Origin of the sequence: Enterococcus sp. DIV0183, assembly GCF_050541505.1 — a bacterium.
Lineage (GTDB): Bacteria > Bacillota > Bacilli > Lactobacillales > Enterococcaceae > Enterococcus > Enterococcus faecalis.
On sequence record NZ_CP172932.1, the window covers coordinates 1,082,871 to 1,101,720 of the forward strand.

An 18,850-nucleotide genomic window follows, 5' to 3' on the forward strand; every position below is an offset into this window, starting at 1 on the left:
TTCTCTTATAGTAAATCAAATTTTTTCAAGCCATTAACAATGCCATTCTCAGTATTTTTAGTTGAAATAAAGGTGGCTTTTTCTTTTAGTTCTTCTCGCGCATTACCCATGGCAATTCCATAATCACAGGCCTCAAACAGCGCCAAATCATTGATGCCATCACCAAAGGCATAAGTCGGAATGCCGTTTAATCCCAAGGTGTTAAAAAGATTTTTGACACCAGAGCCTTTAGAGACCCCTTTACGAACAATATCTATTGAAAAAGGACCATTGCGATAAAAGGTCAATTCAGGAAACCGCTCATAGTAATATTCATCATCATCGCCATGTTGACTTAAGACCAACATCATGTTGACGGCATCATTCTCATAACCTGTGGGATCAATTTCTGGAACAGCTGAATGAATATAATCATAGGCTTGTTTCACTGTGCCAGTATGCCCTGTACAAAAAATACGGCGCTCATTGTAAAAAGCCAATTCATGACCACGCTGTTTGACATGTTCATGCAGTGAAACACATTCCTCTGTTGTAAATTCATCTGAATAAATCGTTTTTCCTTCATAATGAATAAATTGCCCGTTCATTACAATCGCAGAATCAATGCCACTGGCTTTCATGATTGGCTGAATCTCACACAAGGTCCGACCTGTCGCAATTAAAGGTAAAATTTGATTGTCTTTCAAGGCCGCCACTGCTGCGGTAATCTCAGGAGTTATTTGCGATGTTCCATCTAACAAAGTTCCATCTAAATCAAAAAAAGTAATAGCTTTCATTTTATCCATACCCTAACATCCTCTCTACGCTTGTTATTTTAACAAACTTTTCTGAAAAGACAATGGGTTCCTTTCGTTTTCTTTAAAAGAGCAGGAAAAAAAGTGATTTTTGATGGTTCTGTAAAGGATTTTTGAAGAAATATAGAATCGGTTGGTACAAATTCAATTTTAGAGTATACTACAATAGAGCAGTTTTATGAAAAGTGAATAAGGAGTGAATGAAATGAATATATTAATGATTGAAGACAATGAATCCGTCTCAGAAATGATGCAAATGTTTTTCTTAAATGAAGGGTGGGAAGCTACCTTTAAAGATGATGGCAAAGAAGGATTGGCGACTTTTCTTGCTTCGCCAGAAAAATGGGACATGATTACGTTAGACTTAAACTTACCTAGTATGGATGGGATGGCTGTTTGTCGTGAAATTCGCAAAGTTTCAGCCAATGTTCCCATTATTATGTTGACCGCTCGTGATTCTGAAAGTGACCAAGTAATTGGCCTTGAAATGGGTGCGGATGATTATGTGACAAAACCATTTAGTCCATTAACTTTGATTGCACGGATGAAAGCTCTACATCGTCGTGCCGAGGTGGCAGAGGCTGCGCATGATACGTCTGAGAATACAGATGAAACGTTTGATGTGATTACGGATCATTTTAAAATGAATACGAAAACACGAGAAACATATTTAGATAATCAATTAATTGAAGGCTTAACACCTAAAGAATTTGATTTGCTATACACTTTAGCAAAAAAACCACGCCAAGTCTTTTCACGCGAACAACTACTAGAATTGGTTTGGGACTATCAATACTTTGGCGATGAACGGACAGTTGATGCCCATATCAAAAAATTACGACAAAAAATTGAAAAAGTAGGTCCTCAAGTCATCCAAACGGTTTGGGGCGTAGGGTATAAATTCGACGATTCAGGTGTTGCTTAATGAAGTATTTGTATCAACAATTACTTGCTTTTATAGGTGTGATCGCTCTGATTATTCTCATTGTCGGAACGTCTTTCACACAATTGACCAAGCGCACAATGCAAGAAAATAACTATGAACAGCTATATGGTTATGCAGAATCGGCTTTAGAAACACGTGACTTTTTTATTAATGTTGCGGGTGTTTCAGATCGAGATGTTTTATCCTATTCATTTCAGTTGACTGAGCGCGTACTCCAGAAGCAAGATGTGCAATTTGTGTTTATTAACAAGGACCGCGAAGTGCAGTACCCACCAGTTGATAGCACGAAAAAATTAGACTTTTCCTTAATCGATAAAAATTGGGATCAAATCATGAAAGGCAATCGTGTTTATGCAACAGAAAACATTGATATTTATGGGGCCCGAAATACTTCGTCCTATGTAATGTTACCGGTGTATGCATCAAATCAGTCTTCTGATAAAAAAGTGATTATTGGTTCACTCGTTATTACACAACCTGCCAAAAACGTTGACCGAAGTGTTCAGTCCGTGACACAAAACTTGATTAAAGGCTTTATTTTTTCTGGTGTGATTGCCTTGTTACTAAGTTATCTATTTGCGACTTTCCAAGTGAAACGAATTAATCGGATGCGTAAAGCCACCAAAGAAATCACTAGTGGAAATTTTGATATTCAATTACCGGTTCATGACAAAGATGAATTTGATGACCTAGCAGAAGATTTTAATAAAATGGCCGCGTCTTTAAAAGAATCACAAGAAGAAATCAATCGGCAAGAAGAGCGCCGTCGTCAATTTATGGCGGATGCCTCTCATGAAATGCGGACGCCTTTAACAACTATTAATGGCTTGTTAGAGGGATTGCAGTATAATGCTATTCCTGAAAATCAAAAAGAGAATGCGATTAAACTGATGCAAAATGAGACCGCTCGCTTGATTCGCTTAGTCAATGAAAATCTTGATTATGAAAAAATTCGGACCAACCAGATTCAAATTGTTGTGAAGAAGTTCAACGGAACAGAAGCTTTAGAAAATATTGTGACTCAACTAACGGCCAAAGCTGAAGCCGCCGGTAATCAATTGTATTTAGACACCACCGAACCAATTGATGTGTATGCCGATTATGATCGTTTCGTGCAAGTTGTTGTCAATATTGTTCAAAATGCCATCCAATTTACTGAAAATGGCGAAATTCATATTGCTTTAGAAAAAGGCTATTTAGAAACCATTGTCCGTATTTCTGATACAGGAATTGGTATGACGGAAGAACAAATTCTGAATATCTGGGATCGTTATTACAAAGTAGATCCATCCCGTAAAAATACGAAATATGGAGAATCAGGATTAGGCTTACCAATCGTTCAACAATTGGTCCGCTTGCATAAAGGAAAAATCAATGTTGAGAGTGAACTTGGTAAAGGCACCACGTTTATTATTTCATTTCCTGATGTTGAAATTACTGAAAACTAAAGAAAACGTCTGGTCACAATCAGTGCCAGACGTTTTCTTTAGTTTAATAACGCATGTAGAGACAGGGGGTGCACATAGGGACTATCAATAATTTGTGGATCTTTTGTCAGAAATAGCAAGCGCTTGTTTCTTTTTTGAACTGCTATTTTTAATTGAGGTAAAATTTCTTGACGTTGTCCAATCGTTAATGAAGAAAAGATGTCATCAATCACTAACGTACTTGTTTTTGAAAGCAAAAGTTGTATTATGCGCATTTTAATTTTTTCAAAAGTCGTAAAAGAAGTAAAGGAACGACCAAGTAAGGCAGGTTCTAATTGGAACACCTGGAAAGCTTCGGCTAGAACTACTTTTCGATCCCGTTCTTTGATTGTACTAGCGATAAATAAATTTTCTTCTAATGGCAAGTAGGGCAGAAAGGTTTCACTAGAAGAAAGCCTAGTAATGGTTAGTTGATTTGTTTGGAAAAAATCGGCCAATGCGAGTTCTTGTTCTGGAGCAGAATAAATGATTCCATAAACTTCTCGCAAAGCTAACGCGTCGAATGAGGATTTTTTTTCGGTTGTTTTTTTGAATGATGGTGTGACATTCATAGAAAATCCCTCCCTTATTTCTTATGTGTGCGTAAATAAATCAACGTGAAAGGAGTCCCGCAAACAAGAGGAATGCCAAGCAAGATTAAGCAGTTAACAAAGCAATTACGGATTGTATAAAGCGACTGCATACTTTTAAAATCAAAAGAAAACGCTTGGATCGTTTGAATCCCTAAATGCTGGATATTTGTAATCGTGACATCCTGGTCGGTACTTTTAGCTAAAAATGCTGGAGTTTCCAAATGAGACCACTGTAAAATAGCATCACGAGCAGTCCAAAGAACAGTATTATACGTTTCTTGAAACATTAAAGTGAAAAGTAAAAAACTGAAAATTCCTAATAGAGCCGGTAAACATAACTCTAGTAAGAGCTGTTTGGTGACATACATATTTGAAAAGTGCATGTGATACCATGTATGTATTTCTTCCTTTTTTATGCGTAATGTCACATACATCAACAGAAGAAAAGTAACACCAAAGAAAATGACACTACCTAGATAGAGGTGCCAATAGTATTGGATCAGTTGGTAATGGTAACTAGTTTGTTTTTCAATATCGACAAAGTCTGGCATCGTTCGTAAAAACTCTTTTTCAAAATCAATTAAGTTAAACAGCCCAGTCAATAAGAAAGAGAACAGGAAGAAGAAGAGTGCAGTGATTAACGTGATTTTTTTATGATAAAAACTACTAGCTGTAGCGTAACGGACACTTCTCATCAACTTTCACCTCTCTAAACTATCTTTAGTATAGTGAAATAATATGAATTAATTATGAAAAAGTAGCAAAAAAGCTTGAGCAAATTGCTCAAGCTTTTTGAAGATTTATTTACCAGTTTTTTGATAGCCTTGATAACTGTCAGTGTGATATTCATCAACGGTTGATTTATTATTGTTTTTACTGTAAACACTCGTTGATTTTTCACCTTTTTCTTTTTCAATTGCTTCCAGTTGTTGCAATTGGTTCTTGTAATCATAGTCTTCTGGGTTAACTGGTTTTAAGCCGCTATTGGTATAGAAACGAAGCAAGTCACCGTTAGTAATTTGGTCAGACGTTTCTAATTGTTTCGTCGCTTTGGCTTTTAAATCAGCGACTTCTTTCTTAACTTCTTCGGTTGGTTCTGTAATTAAAGTGCCTGTTTTAGTATCGTAAATGCTAGAACCTAAAATAGTATATTTAGGTGTTACAACATTGCCGTTGCGGAAAGCAACGATTTGATTGTGTTGTTTAGAGAATAAATCTTGGCCTAGCTGAATGTAGTTTTTCGTATCGACACCAAGTAAGTGTAGAAGGGTTGGTAAGGCATCAACTTGGCCGCCATACGTATGGTTCACACCGCCATTTTCTTGACCAGGAACGTGAATCATATAAGGAACACGTTGCATATTGGCGTTGTCAAAATCGTTCCAATCTGCTTTGGTTTTACCTACTAACTCTGCTAAGTTTTGGTTTCTTGAATTAGAAACCCCATAGTGATCGCCATAAAGAACAATGACTGAGTTTTCATAGAGACCTGAAGATTTCAAGTAGTTAAAGAATTCTTCGACCGCTTTATCTAAATAATTCGCTGTTGCAAAGTAACCATTAATTGTTTCGTCAGAGGTTTTTGCAATTGGGAATCCTGCTTCATCGTTTGTAAATTGAGAATAAGGATAATGATTGGATACAGCAATAAATTTAGAATAGAACGGTTGTTGTAAATGTTCTAAATATTGAACGGATTGATTAAAGAATGGTTTATCGTGTAACCCATATTGGAATGAGTTATCTGAATTAACATCATAATAACTAGCATCAAAGAAATAGTCATAGCCTAAACGTTTATAGGTTTCATTCCGATTCCAGAAGTTACCGGCATTTCCGTGGAAAGCAGCGCTAGTGTAACCTTGCGTTTGTTTTAAAATATCGGGTGCTGCTTCAAACGTATTTTTCCCACCAACTTGTGTAAAGAGTGAACCTTGGTCTAAACCAAATAGTGAATTTTCAAGTAACGTTTCGGCATCACTTGTTTTTCCTTGACCAACTTGGTGGAAGAAGTTATCAAAGCTAAAGGTACTTTTACTATTGTAAAGACTATTGATAAATGGTGTGACTTCGTGTTCTACGCCATTTTCATCTTTTAATTTGTAATTAACTAAAAATTGTTGGAAACTTTCTAAATGGATATAAATTACATTTTTGCCTTTTGCAATACCAAACTTACTATCATCGGGAGCCGCATATTGTTGTTTCACGTAATCTTCAACTTGTTTCATATCGTTAGCACTGGCTTCGGCACGGACTTGGTTTGTTTGGTAAGTTGTAATGCCATCGTATACGGTAAAGGCATTTAAGCCTAAGAATTTCACGATATAGTCACGAGAGAATTGACGTCCTAATAATTGGGGACGTTCTGTTTCAGCCATAAATAGATTGAATAAGAAAAAGACAACAGAAAGGAGTGTGACAGAGACTGCTACACGTGCGCGGACTGGACGCGCATCTGTTTTAATTTTTTTCGTTAATAATAATACGCCAATAATAATGAAGTCTAAGAAATAAATGACGTCATAAGGTCTAAAGAGACGTAAGGCACTTTCGCCAAGACCGCTAGCTACTTTGCCAGCACCAAGCATCGTATTAACTGTGATGAAGTCAGTAAATTCTCGATAATACACGACATTTGAGAAGAGCAGTAAACTCATCAAGAAGTAAATAATCATCATTGTAATATAAGAAGCTTTTTTACGGCGAACATACAAAGCGATGGCTAATAAAAAGACCGTTGTGGCAATTGGATTAATTAAGAGTATGAAATACTCGTTAATATTTTCCAAACGTAAATGGAAATCAACGGCGTACGCAAAGAGGTTTTTTAGCCACAGTAAGATGGCGATTAGCGAGAATAACCCCAGTCGCGTGTTCAAAATATTTGTTTTAAATAATTTTTTCAAAATAAACGTCCTTTCTAAACGATGATTCTATAAAAGTAAAATTAGGTGAATTTCGTATTTTACAATATCGCTTTAATTTTACTCTTTCACAAATTTTATGTCAATTCTTACCGAAGTGAGGAATGGTGATGTTAAAGAAAACTTACTATTTCCTTAAACTTTTTAGTTCGTCAAATGACGTGAAGCTTGAATCCTTTAAAGACAGATGGGCCTTTTTTTGCTATACTAGATAGGACTTTGAAAAGTAGGTGTACAGAATGAAACTTCAAGTAACTAAAAAAGCAGAACATAAATTTAAAAAAGGATATCCTTTAATTCAGAAAGAAGATTTGCAACAAGTGCCAGCGCCGTTGCCAACAGATTGGCTTACTTTGATTGATAGTAAAGGCCAGCGTTTAGCCGAAGGATATTTAGGCGAACAAAATAAAGGCATTGGTTGGTTGCTGTCATGGCATGGACCAATTAATCAATCTTTTTTTCAACAACTCTTTGAAATAAGTCGTGAGAAGCGGATGTCTTTTGAAAAGGATTCACTGACAACCGCTTATCGATTATTTAATGGAGAAGGAGATGGTATTGGGGGTCTAATCATCGATCGCTATGCAGATTACGCCGTTTTTTCATGGTATAATGAAACCCTTTATCAGAAAAAAAACGAACTTTTGACGGCGTTTCGCACAGTTTACCCTGACATTATTGGTGTCTACGAAAAGATTCGCTTTTCCACAAAAGATTTACCAGAATCACAGTTTTTATATGGTGAACAAGCACCCGAGCCATTACTTGTCACCGAAAATGGCGTTCAATTTGCTACCTATTTAAACGAAGGATTAATGACAGGCATCTTTTTAGATCAAAAAGAAGTTCGTGGTCGATTAGTAGATGGTTTTGCAGTAGGTAAAACAGTCTTAAATATGTTTAGTTATACAGGTGCTTTTTCAGTAGCTGCCGCTATGGGGGGTGCCGTGGCCACCACTAGTGTGGATTTAGCTAAACGAAGCTTACCGAAAACGACTGAGCAATTTGAAGTCAATCATTTAAATCTTGCCGCGCAAAAGATTATTGTTATGGATGTTTTTGACTACTTTAAATATGCTTCACGTAAAGGCTTGAGTTATGACATGATCATTTTGGATCCGCCAAGTTTTGCTCGCAACAAAAAGAAAGTTTTTTCCGTTGCTAAAAATTATGGGGAGTTAGTGAAAGATTCTATTGATATTTTAACGGATAAGGGAACGCTTATTGCCTCAACCAATGCGGCAAATTTATCCTTAGCCAAATATCAAAAAATGGTGATTACTGCCTTGCAAGAGAAAAATGTTCGTTACAAGATTACGGACACGTATCAATTACCGGCAGACTTTCAAGTGAATCCTAATTTTCCAGAAGGTAATTACTTAAAAGTCCTGTTTATCGAAATTGAAAAATAATTTTTTACACCAAGTAAAAGTCCCAGCGCCGCTAATCGGCATTGGGACTTTTGCTTGGTGTTTATTTTATAGTAACTTTTGGGCTTTTTGGGTGTTTGCAAAATGCAGCTTCGCGTAGTTTGCTAATAAGTCTAGGCCGCCTTTTTTCAAAATACGGGCGGCTACTTGGTCTGATTTGCTGCCAGCACCAGAGGGCACAGAGAAACCCAATTCTGCAGATTCTTTGTCTAACTCTTCTAAAAAAGCAGCGCGGCTAATAATAGAGGCGGCAGCAACGGCAACATGATACTGCTCTCCTTTAGTGACGAAGAACAATTTTTCAGTGACTTGATTTTTTTCATTACGAACATATTTCCGATAATTATTTTCAGGGGTGAACTGGTCAATCAAAATCCCTTCTGGCTTTGTGGGAGCCAATTCTTGTAGCAACAGATAAATCGCTTGGTTATGCAAAGCGACTTTCATGTGTACAGCATTGTAGTTTGGTTGGATCTCATTGTATTTTTTTGGTTCAACGATTAATAACTTGTAAGGAATCAGTTCTTTAATGACATGTGACAATTGAATAATTTGTGGGTCGGTTAATTCTTTGGAATCACGAACACCTAATGCTTTTAGTTTGCTAATCATGCTTTTGTCAACATAGGCAGCACAGACAGTTACTGGACCAAAATAGCTACCATTACCGACTTCATCGGAACCTATCACAGACCAGTTGCCAAAATCAGCAGGCAGCGTTGTAGTCTGGGGGGACACTTTTTTCTTTGGTGTGGTGCTCGTTCCTTCCCAACGAGCGGCCTCTTTTTCAGCTTGAGGTCCCTGAAACATGACTTTACCTGATTGATAAGCGGTGATAGTAGTGGTGCCAACCTTGGCCACAAAGACAGTATAAGGGACCGTTTTATTTAAACGATTGGGTTGATAAACAGTGGTCATCTCTGCTAATGTTTTTTTACTAACTTTAATTACGTGATTCTGTGCCATCAATTGTTCCTCATTTCTTGATATTTCTTCTTTACTATAGTAAAGGAAAAACAAGTAAATGAAAAGGTTTTGCGTTAGCTTGTTCCTGAAAATGACAATGTTTAGGAAATGTATAATTTTTTTCTATAGTTGGGCGCTAGTTGTTATCTAAATTTTTATTCAGTGCTATACTGTGGGAGAGAAGGAGACGATGAAAGAGTCGACTAGAACAAGGGGTGATGTGTTTGAGAAGAAAAAAAGAAATGCAAGAAAATGAACCAATAGCAGTGACTGCTAACGCGGAACGCTATTATCCAGAAGATAAACAAGGCTTGACGGCCGCACAAGTTGAAGAAAGACAGCGAAAAGGCTTAGTTAATGCCGCCGTCGACACAGAGTTTATCACAACGAAACAGATTGTTATTAATAACGTATTTACGTATTTCAACTTAATTTTTGTGGTACTAGGTGTGTTATTAATGCTGGTACAATCTTATAAAAATATGACCTTTTTGCCAGTAGTAATCATTAATACGGTCATTGGAATTTACCAAGAAATTAAGTCGAAGAAAGTATTAGATAGCTTAAATATTCTAAACGCTACAAAAGTAACCGTTGTGAGGGATGGCCAAGAACAAGAAATTTCGCCAGATGAGCTGGTTTTGGACGATGTGGTGCTCTTTAAATCGGGTGAACAGATTTCTGGGGATGCAATTGTCTTATCTGGTGAAGTCCGTGTGAATGAATCCTTGTTAACTGGGGAATCTGATGAGATTACCAAAGTAGCAGATAGCCAACTTTTGTCAGGTAGCTTTATTGTGTCAGGTTCTTGTTATGCAAGAATTGATAAAATTGGCGCTGAGGCCTATGTTCATCAATTGACGCTTGAAGCGAAATCAATTAAAAAAGGGGAACAATCAGAGATGGTCGGTTCCATTAACCGTTTGGTGAAATGGGTAGGGATTATTATTATTCCAATCGGCTGTGTTCTATTTTTCCAAAGTTATTTCATCAACCATCAAGGGCTTCATGACAGCATTGTCTCCATGGAAGCTGCCTTGATTGGGATGATTCCGGAAGGGTTGTACCTTTTAACAACCGTTGCATTAGCTGCTAGCACAATGCGCTTAGCAAAGCGCGGCGTTTTATTGCACAACATGAAAAGTATCGAATCCTTAGCACGTGTTGATGTGTTATGTGTAGATAAAACAGGAACAATTACTGAAAACACGATGGAAGTCCAAGAGTTGGTTCCTGTGGTGAGTATCGAAAATGATGGTACAGACTTAACCAATGTCGAAAAATTAATTGGCGATTTTTGTCGAACAATGTCAGCTGACAATGATACGATGAAAGCGATGAAAGAATTTTTTGTTACTAATAATCAAAGGGAAGCCGTTAGCTACACCTCGTTTTCGTCTGTCGAAAAATTTAGTAGCGTGACTTTCCCGGAAGCGACGTATATTCTTGGGGCGCCAGAGATGATTTTGAGAGACAATTATGAAATGTATCAATCTGAAGTGGAACATTATACAAGTCAAGGCTATCGCTTATTGGTGTTCGGAAAGTATTTAGGAGAATTTCAGGAAACGTTGACAGCAGAGGTTCAACCTCTAGGCTACATTCTTCTTTGGAATCCGATTCGTAAAGAAGCCAAAGCAACTTTTGAATATTTCGCTGAACAAAATGTGGCCATTAAGGTCATTTCTGGCGATAATCCTTTAACAGTATCCAATGTAGCACAAGCGGCAGGCATTATTGGTGCTGAAAATTATGTGGACGCGCGAACATTAACTACAATGGAAGCCCAGACAGAAGCTTTAGAAAAATACACCGTTTTTGGTCGTGTCACGCCAGAACAAAAGAAACAATTTGTACTATTGTTGAAAAAATTAGATCATACAGTGGCGATGACAGGGGATGGAGTCAATGATATTTTAGCCATGAAAGAAGCAGATTGTAGTATTGCCATGGCTTCAGGAAATCAAGCTACAGCACAAGCCTCGCAAGTTGTGTTGTTGGATTCTGATTTTTCAACGATGCCGGAGGTTGTCTTTGAAGGCCGCCAAGTAGTTAATAACATTGAACGTTCTTCAAGTTTATTCCTTGTAAAAAATATTTTCTCCTTGCTGATGTCTGTCTTTGCTATGATTTTTGCCGTGACATATCCTTTACAACCGACACAAGTCACATTGATTAGTTTATTTACAATTGGTATTCCTTCGACATTTCTAGCTTTGGAACCAAATCATCGTCGCATTGAAGGGAAATTTCTTTTCAATGTGTTATCAAAAGCAATTCCTGGTGGGTTAACGGATATGTTAGTAGTCGGTGCTTTACTAATTTGTGGTGATATTCTTGCACTTCAAAAAACGGACATTTCAACGACTGCAACATTGTTGCTAGTTTCAGTCGGCTTTATGGTTCTTTATAAAATTAGTTCACCAATGAATCGTTACCGCAAGCGCGTAATGATTGGCTGTTTAATCGGAATGGTTATTACAAGTATTTCCATGAAAAACTTGTTCTCGTTAACTTCGGTATCGCCAACAGCCTTGTTACTTTTAGCCATTCTTTTCTTTGCAGCAGACTCAACTTTCCAACATTTATCAACCATTTCTGAAAAAGTTCAATTATGGTTTTATAAGAAAAGACATTAGGAGCAAAACACCGAGCCAAAATTATTTTGGTTCGGTGTTTTTTGTTTTTTATTGTTGGGAAAAATAAAAACACTTGTACCTAGTTAATCCTTGATAGTATAAACCTAACCAATTATTTTAGATAGGAAGGATTGAATAAAAATGAAAAAAAGAAGTTTTGTCTATTGGGGAATGTTTTTCATTCTTTTATCGACGCTGATAACGCCTTTTCTGAAACTTGAAACAGGATATGCGCAAACGGAACCAACTAGTACCAGTGAAACCAATCAAATTTCTGCTACGCCAAACGTAGTACCGCGTAAGCAAGTGGGCAACATTGTGACAGCGATTCAGCTAACGGACAAAGAGGGGAACCCACTTGGGACCATTAATCAATATACAGACATCTACCTCCGAATTTAGTTCAACTTACCGGATAATACCGTTAATAGTGGGGATACGAGTGTGATTACTTTGCCCGAAGAGCTACGTCTCGAGAAAAATATGACCTTTAATGTAGTAGATGATACAGGTGCTGTGGTTGCAATCGCACAGACCGATGTAGCGAATAAAACGGTCACGTTAACGTATACAGATTACGTAGAAAACCATGCCAATATTAGTGGGTCTTTATATTTTACAAGTTTGATTGATTTCGAAAATGTCAAAAATGAATCCAAGATTCCTATTTACGTCACGGTTGAAGGGGAAAAAATATTTGCTGGCGATCTTGATTACCAAGGTGAAGGCGATGATGTTAACGAAAAATTTAGCAAGTATTCGTGGTTTATTGAAGACGATCCAACCGAAATTTACAATGTGCTACGGATTAATCCAACAGGGCAAACGTATACTGATTTAGAAGTGGAAGATGTGCTAAAAACAGCAAGTTTAAGTTATATCAAAGACACTATGAAAATTGAACGAGGACAATGGACACTGGATGGAAATGCTATTTGGCAGTTCACGCCAGAGGAAGATATAACTGGTCAGTTGGCTGTCCAGTATGGTCCTGGTGACCGCAATTTTTCGGTGCATTTTGGCAATATTGGGACTAACGAATATCGTATCACCTATAAAACCAAAATCGATCATCTACCCGAAAAAGGTGAAACCTTCACAAATTATGCAAAATTAACAGAAAATCAAACGGTGGTGGAAGAAGTCGAAGTGAGTCGTGTCTCACAAACGGGTGGTGGAGAAGCTAATGGTGAGCAATATGTTGTTGAAATCCATAAAGAAGATGAAGCGGGCCAGCGTTTAGCAGGTGCAGAGTTTGAACTCATTCGTAACTCAACCAATCAAACAGTGGCCAAAATCACAACAGATCAAAACGGAACAGCGATTGTTAAAGGCTTGTTAAAAGATAACTATACTTTAGTAGAAACCAAAGCACCTACCGGTTACCAACTTTCGCAAAACAAGATTCCAATAACACCTGAAGACTTTGGTAAAAACTTAGTTGCACTGAAAACTGTTGTGAATCATAAGATTTCATATCAACCAGTCGCTGCTTCATTTTTAGCTGGAAAAGTTCTTTTAGGAAAACCACTGAAGGATGCTGAATTTCAATTTGAATTGTTAGATGAGAAAGGCACAGTACTAGAAACGGTTAGTAACGATACTTTAGGGAAAATTCAATTTTCACCATTAACCTTTGAAACTCCTGGAAACTATCAATACACCATTCGGGAAGTAAACACGCAACAGACAGGTGTTTCCTACGATACGCACAACCTTCAAGTTCAAGTAACCGTCGAGGCGCTTTTAGGAAATCTTGTAGCAACTACTCAGTATGATGGAGGTCAAGTATTTACTAATCACTATACGCCAGAAAAACCTATAGAAAGTACCACACCACCAACGAGTGGGACAACAGATACTACCACGAATTCAACCACAGAAACTACTTCAATAACCATTGAAAAACAGGCGATTCGTAATAAGGAATTGCCAAAAACAGGAGAAACAAAAGAAAACGCGTTTCTTTTCTTAGGTAGCCTTCTTTTGATTCAAGGATTATTTATCTATTTTAAAACGAAAAAATAATCGCTTAGATAGTTTCAGTAATCGAGACAAAATGTGCAAATTTCGAGAGATTTAGCTTGTTCATTTGAGTTTGGAGTGGTTCTGTGCTATACTATCTTTAGCGTAATGATACTAGTTGGGAGTGAGCGGATTTCTGCTCACTCTTTTTGATGGAAAAGTCATCAGGACACGGTTCGTTACATCAATCTCGAAGGAGGCGAAAATTTTGAGTAGTGCTGTGGAAACTGTAACAAAGTTAGTCACACCAATCTTAGAAGAACAAAATTTTGAACTTGTGGAAGTAGAGTTTGTTAAGGAAGGAAAAAATTGGTTTTTACGAGTATTTATCGATAAAGAAGGTGGCATTGATATTGAGGAATGTGCCTTTGTCAGTGAAAAATTAAGTGAAAAACTAGATGCAATGGATCCAGATCCAATTCCGCAAGCGTACTTTCTGGAAGTTTCTTCTCCGGGAGCAGAACGTCCGTTAAAGAAAGAAAGCGATTATGAACAAGCGGTAGGTAAGTACATTCATATTTCTCTTTATCAAGCAGTTGATGGAGAAAAACAGATTGAAGGTACCTTAGTCCATCTTGATTCAGAACAATTAACATTAAGTGTAAAAATTAAAACCAGAGTGAAGGAAATGACTTTTGAACGTAAAAATATCGCAAAAGCTCGTTTAGCCATTCAATTTTAATCAACAGACTCGAATGTAAAAAAGGGTCCACTAAAAGTTTTACTTTTAGCTAGGCCTGTGACAAGTTTTAACGAGAAGTTTTTCCCTTGGAAGAAGAACCACTCGTTCAGCTTTAACGAATCCATAGGAGGAAAAGAAAAACAATGAGCAAAGAAATGTTAAATGCATTAGACGTATTAGAAGCTGAAAAAGGGATTCCTAAAGATACGGTGATTGAAGCGTTACAAGCAGCTTTAGTTTCTGCATATAAAAGACATTATGGACAAGCAAGCAACGTCGAAGTTGAATTTGAACCAAAAAAAGGCAATATTCATGTGTATGCTGTCAAAGAAGTAACAGAAGAAGTATTTGATTCACAATTGGAAGTTTCATTAAAAGATGCCGTTGCATTAAATGGTGCATATGAAATCGGCGACAAAATTCGTTTTGAAGTTACGCCAAAAGACTTTGGCCGCATTGCTGCCCAAACAGCAAAGCAAGTAATTTTACAACGTGTCCGTGAAGCAGAAAGAACAATTATTTATAATGAATTTAGCGAATATGAAAATGACATCATGCAAGGAATTGTTGAACGTCAAGATCGTCGTTATATTTATGTAAACTTAGGTAAAATCGAAGCAGTCTTATCAAAACAAGATCAAATGCCAAATGAATTTTACCAACCGCATGATCGGATTAAAGTTTACGTATCACGTGTTGAAAACACATCAAAAGGCCCACAAGTTTTTGTAAGCCGTAGTCATCCAGATTTACTAAAACGTCTTTTTGAACAAGAAATTCCAGAAGTTTATGATGGAATTGTTGAAATCGTAAGCGTCGCTCGTGAAGCTGGCGATCGTTCAAAAGTAGCCGTTCGTTCAACAGATCCTAATATTGACCCAGTGGGTACCTGTGTTGGTCCAAAAGGCCAACGTGTCCAAGCGATTGTGAATGAATTAAAAGGTGAAAATATGGATATTGTGGAATGGAACGAAGATCCAGCTATTTATATTAGTAATGCCTTGAATCCAGCTCAAGTATTAGATGTTATTTTTGATCCAGAAAATAGCAAAGCATGTACAGTTGTTGTACCTGATTATCAATTGTCATTAGCAATTGGTAAACGTGGTCAAAATGCGCGCTTAGCTGCTAAATTAACGGGCCATAAAATTGATATCAAATCAGAATCTGATATGGCTGAATTTTATGAACAACAAGCCAATCAAGAAGTTGCCGAAGTGGCAGAAGAAATGGATGAAGCAATTATCCATTCAGATATGACGGCAGATGATTACGAAAACTTGGCTGCTGAAGAAGCAGTTGTTGAAGCAGAAATTACAGAAGAATTACCTGAACAAGAATAACGTTTTTGGAGGGTGAAAAAATGAAAAAGAGAAAAATTCCAATGCGTAAATCGGTTGTTTCAGGCGAAATGAAACCGAAAAAAGAATTAGTCAGAATCACTCGCTCCAAAGAAGGCGAAGTGGCCTTAGATCCAACTGGTAAATTACCTGGACGTGGCGCTTACGTTGATTTGGATCCTGCGGAAGTCCAAAAAGCTTGGGATAAAAAAATTCTTGATCGTGTCTTAGAAACAAAATTAAGTGATGAATTTTATCAAGAACTATTGGATTATGTAACACATCAAAAAGCCCGCAAAGAGTTGTTTGGCGATGGAAAATAAAACCAAAATTTTGAACCTTTTAGGTTTAGCAATGCGCGCCGGTAAATTAGTCACAGGCGAGGAATTAACCCTTAAAGATATTCGTGCAAACAAAGCGAAATTTGTGTTTGTTGCGCAAGATGCCAGTGAGAATACTAGAAAGAAAATCAAGGACAAAAGTTCTTATTATAATGTTCCTGTTAGCGAACTGTTCAGTCAATTCGAGCTCAGCCAAGCGATTGGGCGACCACGAATGGTTATCGGAGTAACTGATGCAGGATTTGCCACCAAAATCAAGGAATTACTAAAAGGTTAGGAAGGTGATTGCATGGGAAAAAAAAGAATTTATGAACTAGCAAAAGAAATGAATAAAGCAAGCAAAGACGTTGTCGATAAAGCGCATCAATTAGGTATGGATGTTAAAAACCATATGGGCGCAATTAGTTCCGAGCAAGAAACAAAGCTTCGTCAAGCATTCGGAGGAGGAAGTACCGTAAATACTCAATCAAAAGCAACAAACAACCAAAAGCAACAAACAACACAAAATAAACCAGCCAATAAGAAACCAATGAACAATAAACCTGGTGAACAAAGAAATAACCAAAATCGTCCAAACAATCAATCAACGAATGGACAACAAAGAAACAACAACAACCAAAATCGTCACGGCCAAAGCAACACACAAAACCGTAGCAATCAAACAAATACAAACAATCAAAACCGCAATACCCAAAACAATAACGGTTCTACAACGAATCAAAATCGGACCAGCCAAAATAACAATGGCGGGAACAACCAAAACCGTGGCGGCCAAAACCGTAACAACAATTTTGGTGGCGGTCAAAATCGTAATAACCGGAATAACTTTAATAACCAAAACCGCAATCGTTTCAATAAAAAAGGGAAAAAAGGCAAACATCAACAAGAATCAGCGAAGCCAGCAGTACCAGCACGTAAATTCCGTGAATTACCAGATGTTTTAGAATATACAGAAGGTATGAACGTGGCGGATATTGCGAAAAAAATCCACCGCGAACCAGCGGAAATCATCAAAAAATTATTTATGATGGGTGTCATGGTTAACCAAAACCAAGCCTTAGATAAAGATACAATTGAATTATTAGCTGTGGACTATGGCATGGAACCGCAAGAAAAAGTTCAAGTTGATATTGCGGACATTGATAAATTCTTCGAACCAGAAGCAGTTGTTGAAGAAAACTTAACCACACGTCCCCCTGTTGTCACAATCATGGGACACGTAGACCACGGGAAAACAACATTATTAGATACATTGCGCCATTCTCGTGTGACTTCAGGTGAAGCAGGCGGTATCACGCAGCATATTGGTGCCTATCAGTTAGATATTGATGGCAAACCAATTACGTTCTTAGATACACCAGGACATGCGGCCTTTACAAGTATGCGCGCGCGTGGTGCCAGCATCACTGATATTACCATCTTAGTTGTTGCAGCGGACGATGGAGTAATGCCACAAACAATCGAGGCGATTAACCATGCCAAAGCGGCAAAAGTGCCGATTATTGTAGCAGTTAACAAAATTGATAAGCCTGGTGCAAATCCTGATCATGTGAAACAAGAATTAAGTGAACATGAATTAATTCCTGAAGAATGGGGCGGAGATACGATTTTCGTCAATATTTCAGCGAAATTCAATCAAAACATTGATGAGCTATTGGAAAATATTTTATTGATTGCTGAAGTAGAAGACTTAAAAGCTGATCCAACGCAAAAAGCAATTGGAACAGTGATTGAAGCGCGCTTAGATAAAGGTAAAGGTCCGGTTGCGACATTACTCGTTCAACAAGGAACTTTACATGTTGGTGATCCAATCGTTGTTGGTAATACTTACGGACGTGTTCGTGTGATGACCAATGACATGGGCCGCCGTGATAAAGAAGCAGGACCCGCAACTCCTGTAGAAATTACCGGATTAAATGATGTTCCTCAAGCGGGTGATCGTTTTGTGGTCTTTGAAGATGAAAAAACAGCACGTCAAGCAGGGGAAGAACGGGCTAAACGTGCGTTGCTTGAACAACGTTCAGCAAGTAGCCGTGTGACATTGGATAACTTATTTGAAAGTCTAAAAGAAGGCGAATTAAAAGAAGTTAATATCATTGTCAAAGCAGACGTACAAGGATCTGCCGAAGCCGTTTCAGCAAGTTTACAAAAAATTGATGTAGAAGGCGTTCGTGTGAAAATTGTTCACGCGGCAGTTGGGGCCATCAATGAAAGCGACGTAACTTTAGCTGCAGCAAGTAATGCGATTATTATCGGCTTTAACGTTCGCCCAACACCACAAGCGAAACAACAAGCAGAACAAGAAGAAGTTGATATTCGTTTACACCGTATTATCTATAAAGCCCTAGAAGAAATCGAAACAGCGATGAAAGGGTTATTAGATCCAGAATTTGAAGAAAAAATTACGGGTCAAATGACGGTTCGTGAATTGTACAAAGTATCTAAAGTTGGCACAATCGCTGGCTGTTATGTTACAGAAGGCTTTATTCGCCGCGATAGTGGCGTGCGTGTCATTCGTGATGGTATTGTTATTTATGAAGGTAAATTAGCAAGCTTGAAACGTTTTAAAGATGACGTGAAAGAAGTCAAACTTGGTTTTGAATGTGGCGCTATGATTGAAAACTTCAATGATTTACGTGTAGATGATGCGATTGAAGGCTTCATTATGGAAGAAATCAAACAATAATTTTAGTAATTGGAG

General features: G+C 37.6%; 14 protein-coding genes and 1 pseudogene. 10 read left to right on the top strand and 5 right to left on the bottom strand.

Features of this window, described 5'->3' with window-relative positions; all coding sequences use genetic code 11:
• Positions 1-5: 5 nt before the first annotated feature.
• Positions 6-785, bottom strand: a complete 780-nt coding sequence (locus IGK72_RS05450) for a Cof-type HAD-IIB family hydrolase (protein ID WP_002363786.1) — start codon at positions 783-785, stop codon at positions 6-8.
• Between the two features lie 214 nt (positions 786-999).
• Here IGK72_RS05450 and IGK72_RS05455 point away from each other — a divergent pair, with 214 nt between their 5' ends.
• Both IGK72_RS05455 and IGK72_RS05460 read left to right on the top strand, forming a co-directional pair.
• Positions 1,000-1,719, top strand: a complete 720-nt coding sequence (locus IGK72_RS05455; protein ID WP_002381953.1) for a response regulator transcription factor — start codon at positions 1,000-1,002, stop codon at positions 1,717-1,719.
• Positions 1,719-3,188, top strand: coding sequence for a sensor histidine kinase (locus IGK72_RS05460; RefSeq protein WP_002357872.1), 1,470 nt, complete (start codon positions 1,719-1,721; stop codon positions 3,186-3,188). The genes IGK72_RS05455 and IGK72_RS05460 overlap by 1 nt, the downstream gene beginning before the upstream one ends.
• 38 nt (positions 3,189-3,226) lie before the next feature.
• On the opposite strand, the gene IGK72_RS05465 is transcribed toward IGK72_RS05460, so the two are convergent.
• The 3 genes from IGK72_RS05465 to IGK72_RS05475 form a co-directional block, all read right to left on the bottom strand.
• On the bottom strand, positions 3,227-3,778 hold the full coding sequence (locus IGK72_RS05465; protein ID WP_002360506.1) for a hypothetical protein: 552 nt from the start codon (positions 3,776-3,778) through the stop codon (positions 3,227-3,229).
• Positions 3,779-3,792: 14 nt separating this feature from the next.
• Positions 3,793-4,494 carry a hypothetical protein gene (locus IGK72_RS05470; RefSeq protein ID WP_430608921.1) on the bottom strand — a complete coding sequence of 234 codons (702 nt, stop codon included), beginning with the start codon at positions 4,492-4,494 and terminating at the stop codon, positions 3,793-3,795.
• A 105-nt stretch (positions 4,495-4,599) separates the two neighbouring features.
• Complete coding sequence (locus IGK72_RS05475; protein ID WP_002357869.1) at positions 4,600-6,708, bottom strand: LTA synthase family protein; 2,109 nt, start codon at positions 6,706-6,708, stop codon at positions 4,600-4,602.
• A gap of 257 nt (positions 6,709-6,965) precedes the next feature.
• On the opposite strand from IGK72_RS05475, the gene IGK72_RS05480 reads away from it, so the two are divergent.
• Positions 6,966-8,138: a class I SAM-dependent rRNA methyltransferase gene (locus IGK72_RS05480; protein ID WP_016630285.1), complete on the top strand. Its 1,173-nt coding sequence runs from the start codon at positions 6,966-6,968 to the stop codon at positions 8,136-8,138.
• Between the two features lie 66 nt (positions 8,139-8,204).
• Here the strand turns inward: IGK72_RS05480 and rnhC are convergent, their stop codons facing one another.
• Positions 8,205-9,122: a ribonuclease HIII gene (gene rnhC / locus IGK72_RS05485; protein WP_010816463.1), complete on the bottom strand. Its 918-nt coding sequence runs from the start codon at positions 9,120-9,122 to the stop codon at positions 8,205-8,207.
• Positions 9,123-9,340: 218 nt separating this feature from the next.
• Here rnhC and IGK72_RS05490 point away from each other — a divergent pair, with 218 nt between their 5' ends.
• The 7 genes and pseudogenes from IGK72_RS05490 to infB all read left to right on the top strand — a co-directional run bounded on the left by IGK72_RS05490 (position 9,341) and on the right by infB (position 18,835).
• Positions 9,341-11,761: a cation-translocating P-type ATPase gene (locus IGK72_RS05490; RefSeq protein WP_002393199.1), complete on the top strand. Its 2,421-nt coding sequence runs from the start codon at positions 9,341-9,343 to the stop codon at positions 11,759-11,761.
• A 141-nt stretch (positions 11,762-11,902) separates the two neighbouring features.
• Positions 11,903-13,789: pseudogene (locus IGK72_RS05495) on the top strand (Ig-like domain-containing protein).
• A gap of 205 nt (positions 13,790-13,994) precedes the next feature.
• A complete protein-coding gene (rimP, locus tag IGK72_RS05500) occupies positions 13,995-14,468 on the top strand; it encodes a ribosome maturation factor RimP (RefSeq protein ID WP_002357863.1) in 474 nt (157 codons plus the stop codon).
• A gap of 143 nt (positions 14,469-14,611) precedes the next feature.
• Positions 14,612-15,811: a transcription termination factor NusA gene (gene nusA, locus IGK72_RS05505; RefSeq protein WP_002357862.1), complete on the top strand. Its 1,200-nt coding sequence runs from the start codon at positions 14,612-14,614 to the stop codon at positions 15,809-15,811.
• A gap of 20 nt (positions 15,812-15,831) precedes the next feature.
• Positions 15,832-16,131 (top strand): RNase P modulator RnpM, encoded by a 300-nt coding sequence (rnpM, locus tag IGK72_RS05510; RefSeq protein ID WP_002363794.1) that lies wholly within the window; start codon positions 15,832-15,834, stop codon positions 16,129-16,131.
• The gene (locus IGK72_RS05515; RefSeq protein WP_002357860.1) at positions 16,121-16,426 is read left to right on the top strand and encodes a YlxQ-related RNA-binding protein; all 306 of its coding nucleotides are present in this window, start codon (positions 16,121-16,123) and stop codon (positions 16,424-16,426) included. The genes rnpM and IGK72_RS05515 overlap by 11 nt, the downstream gene beginning before the upstream one ends.
• Positions 16,427-16,438: 12 nt before the next feature.
• Positions 16,439-18,835: a translation initiation factor IF-2 gene (gene infB, locus IGK72_RS05520; protein ID WP_002357859.1), complete on the top strand. Its 2,397-nt coding sequence runs from the start codon at positions 16,439-16,441 to the stop codon at positions 18,833-18,835.
• The last annotated feature ends 15 nt before the right edge of the window (positions 18,836-18,850 follow it).

Coding starts and splice junctions, on each gene's coding strand:
- IGK72_RS05450 (WP_002363786.1), bottom strand. CDS start 785: ATGGATAAAATGAAAGCTATTACTTTTTTTGATTTAGATGGAACTTTG.
- IGK72_RS05455 (WP_002381953.1), top strand. CDS start 1,000: ATGAATATATTAATGATTGAAGACAATGAATCCGTCTCAGAAATGATG.
- IGK72_RS05460 (WP_002357872.1), top strand. CDS start 1,719: ATGAAGTATTTGTATCAACAATTACTTGCTTTTATAGGTGTGATCGCT.
- IGK72_RS05465 (WP_002360506.1), bottom strand. CDS start 3,778: ATGAATGTCACACCATCATTCAAAAAAACAACCGAAAAAAAATCCTCA.
- IGK72_RS05470 (WP_430608921.1), bottom strand. CDS start 4,494: ATGAGAAGTGTCCGTTACGCTACAGCTAGTAGTTTTTATCATAAAAAA.
- IGK72_RS05480 (WP_016630285.1), top strand. CDS start 6,966: ATGAAACTTCAAGTAACTAAAAAAGCAGAACATAAATTTAAAAAAGGA.
- rnhC (WP_010816463.1), bottom strand. CDS start 9,122: ATGGCACAGAATCACGTAATTAAAGTTAGTAAAAAAACATTAGCAGAG.
- IGK72_RS05490 (WP_002393199.1), top strand. CDS start 9,341: ATGTGTTTGAGAAGAAAAAAAGAAATGCAAGAAAATGAACCAATAGCA.
- nusA (WP_002357862.1), top strand. CDS start 14,612: ATGAGCAAAGAAATGTTAAATGCATTAGACGTATTAGAAGCTGAAAAA.
- rnpM (WP_002363794.1), top strand. CDS start 15,832: ATGAAAAAGAGAAAAATTCCAATGCGTAAATCGGTTGTTTCAGGCGAA.
- IGK72_RS05515 (WP_002357860.1), top strand. CDS start 16,121: ATGGAAAATAAAACCAAAATTTTGAACCTTTTAGGTTTAGCAATGCGC.
- infB (WP_002357859.1), top strand. CDS start 16,439: ATGGGAAAAAAAAGAATTTATGAACTAGCAAAAGAAATGAATAAAGCA.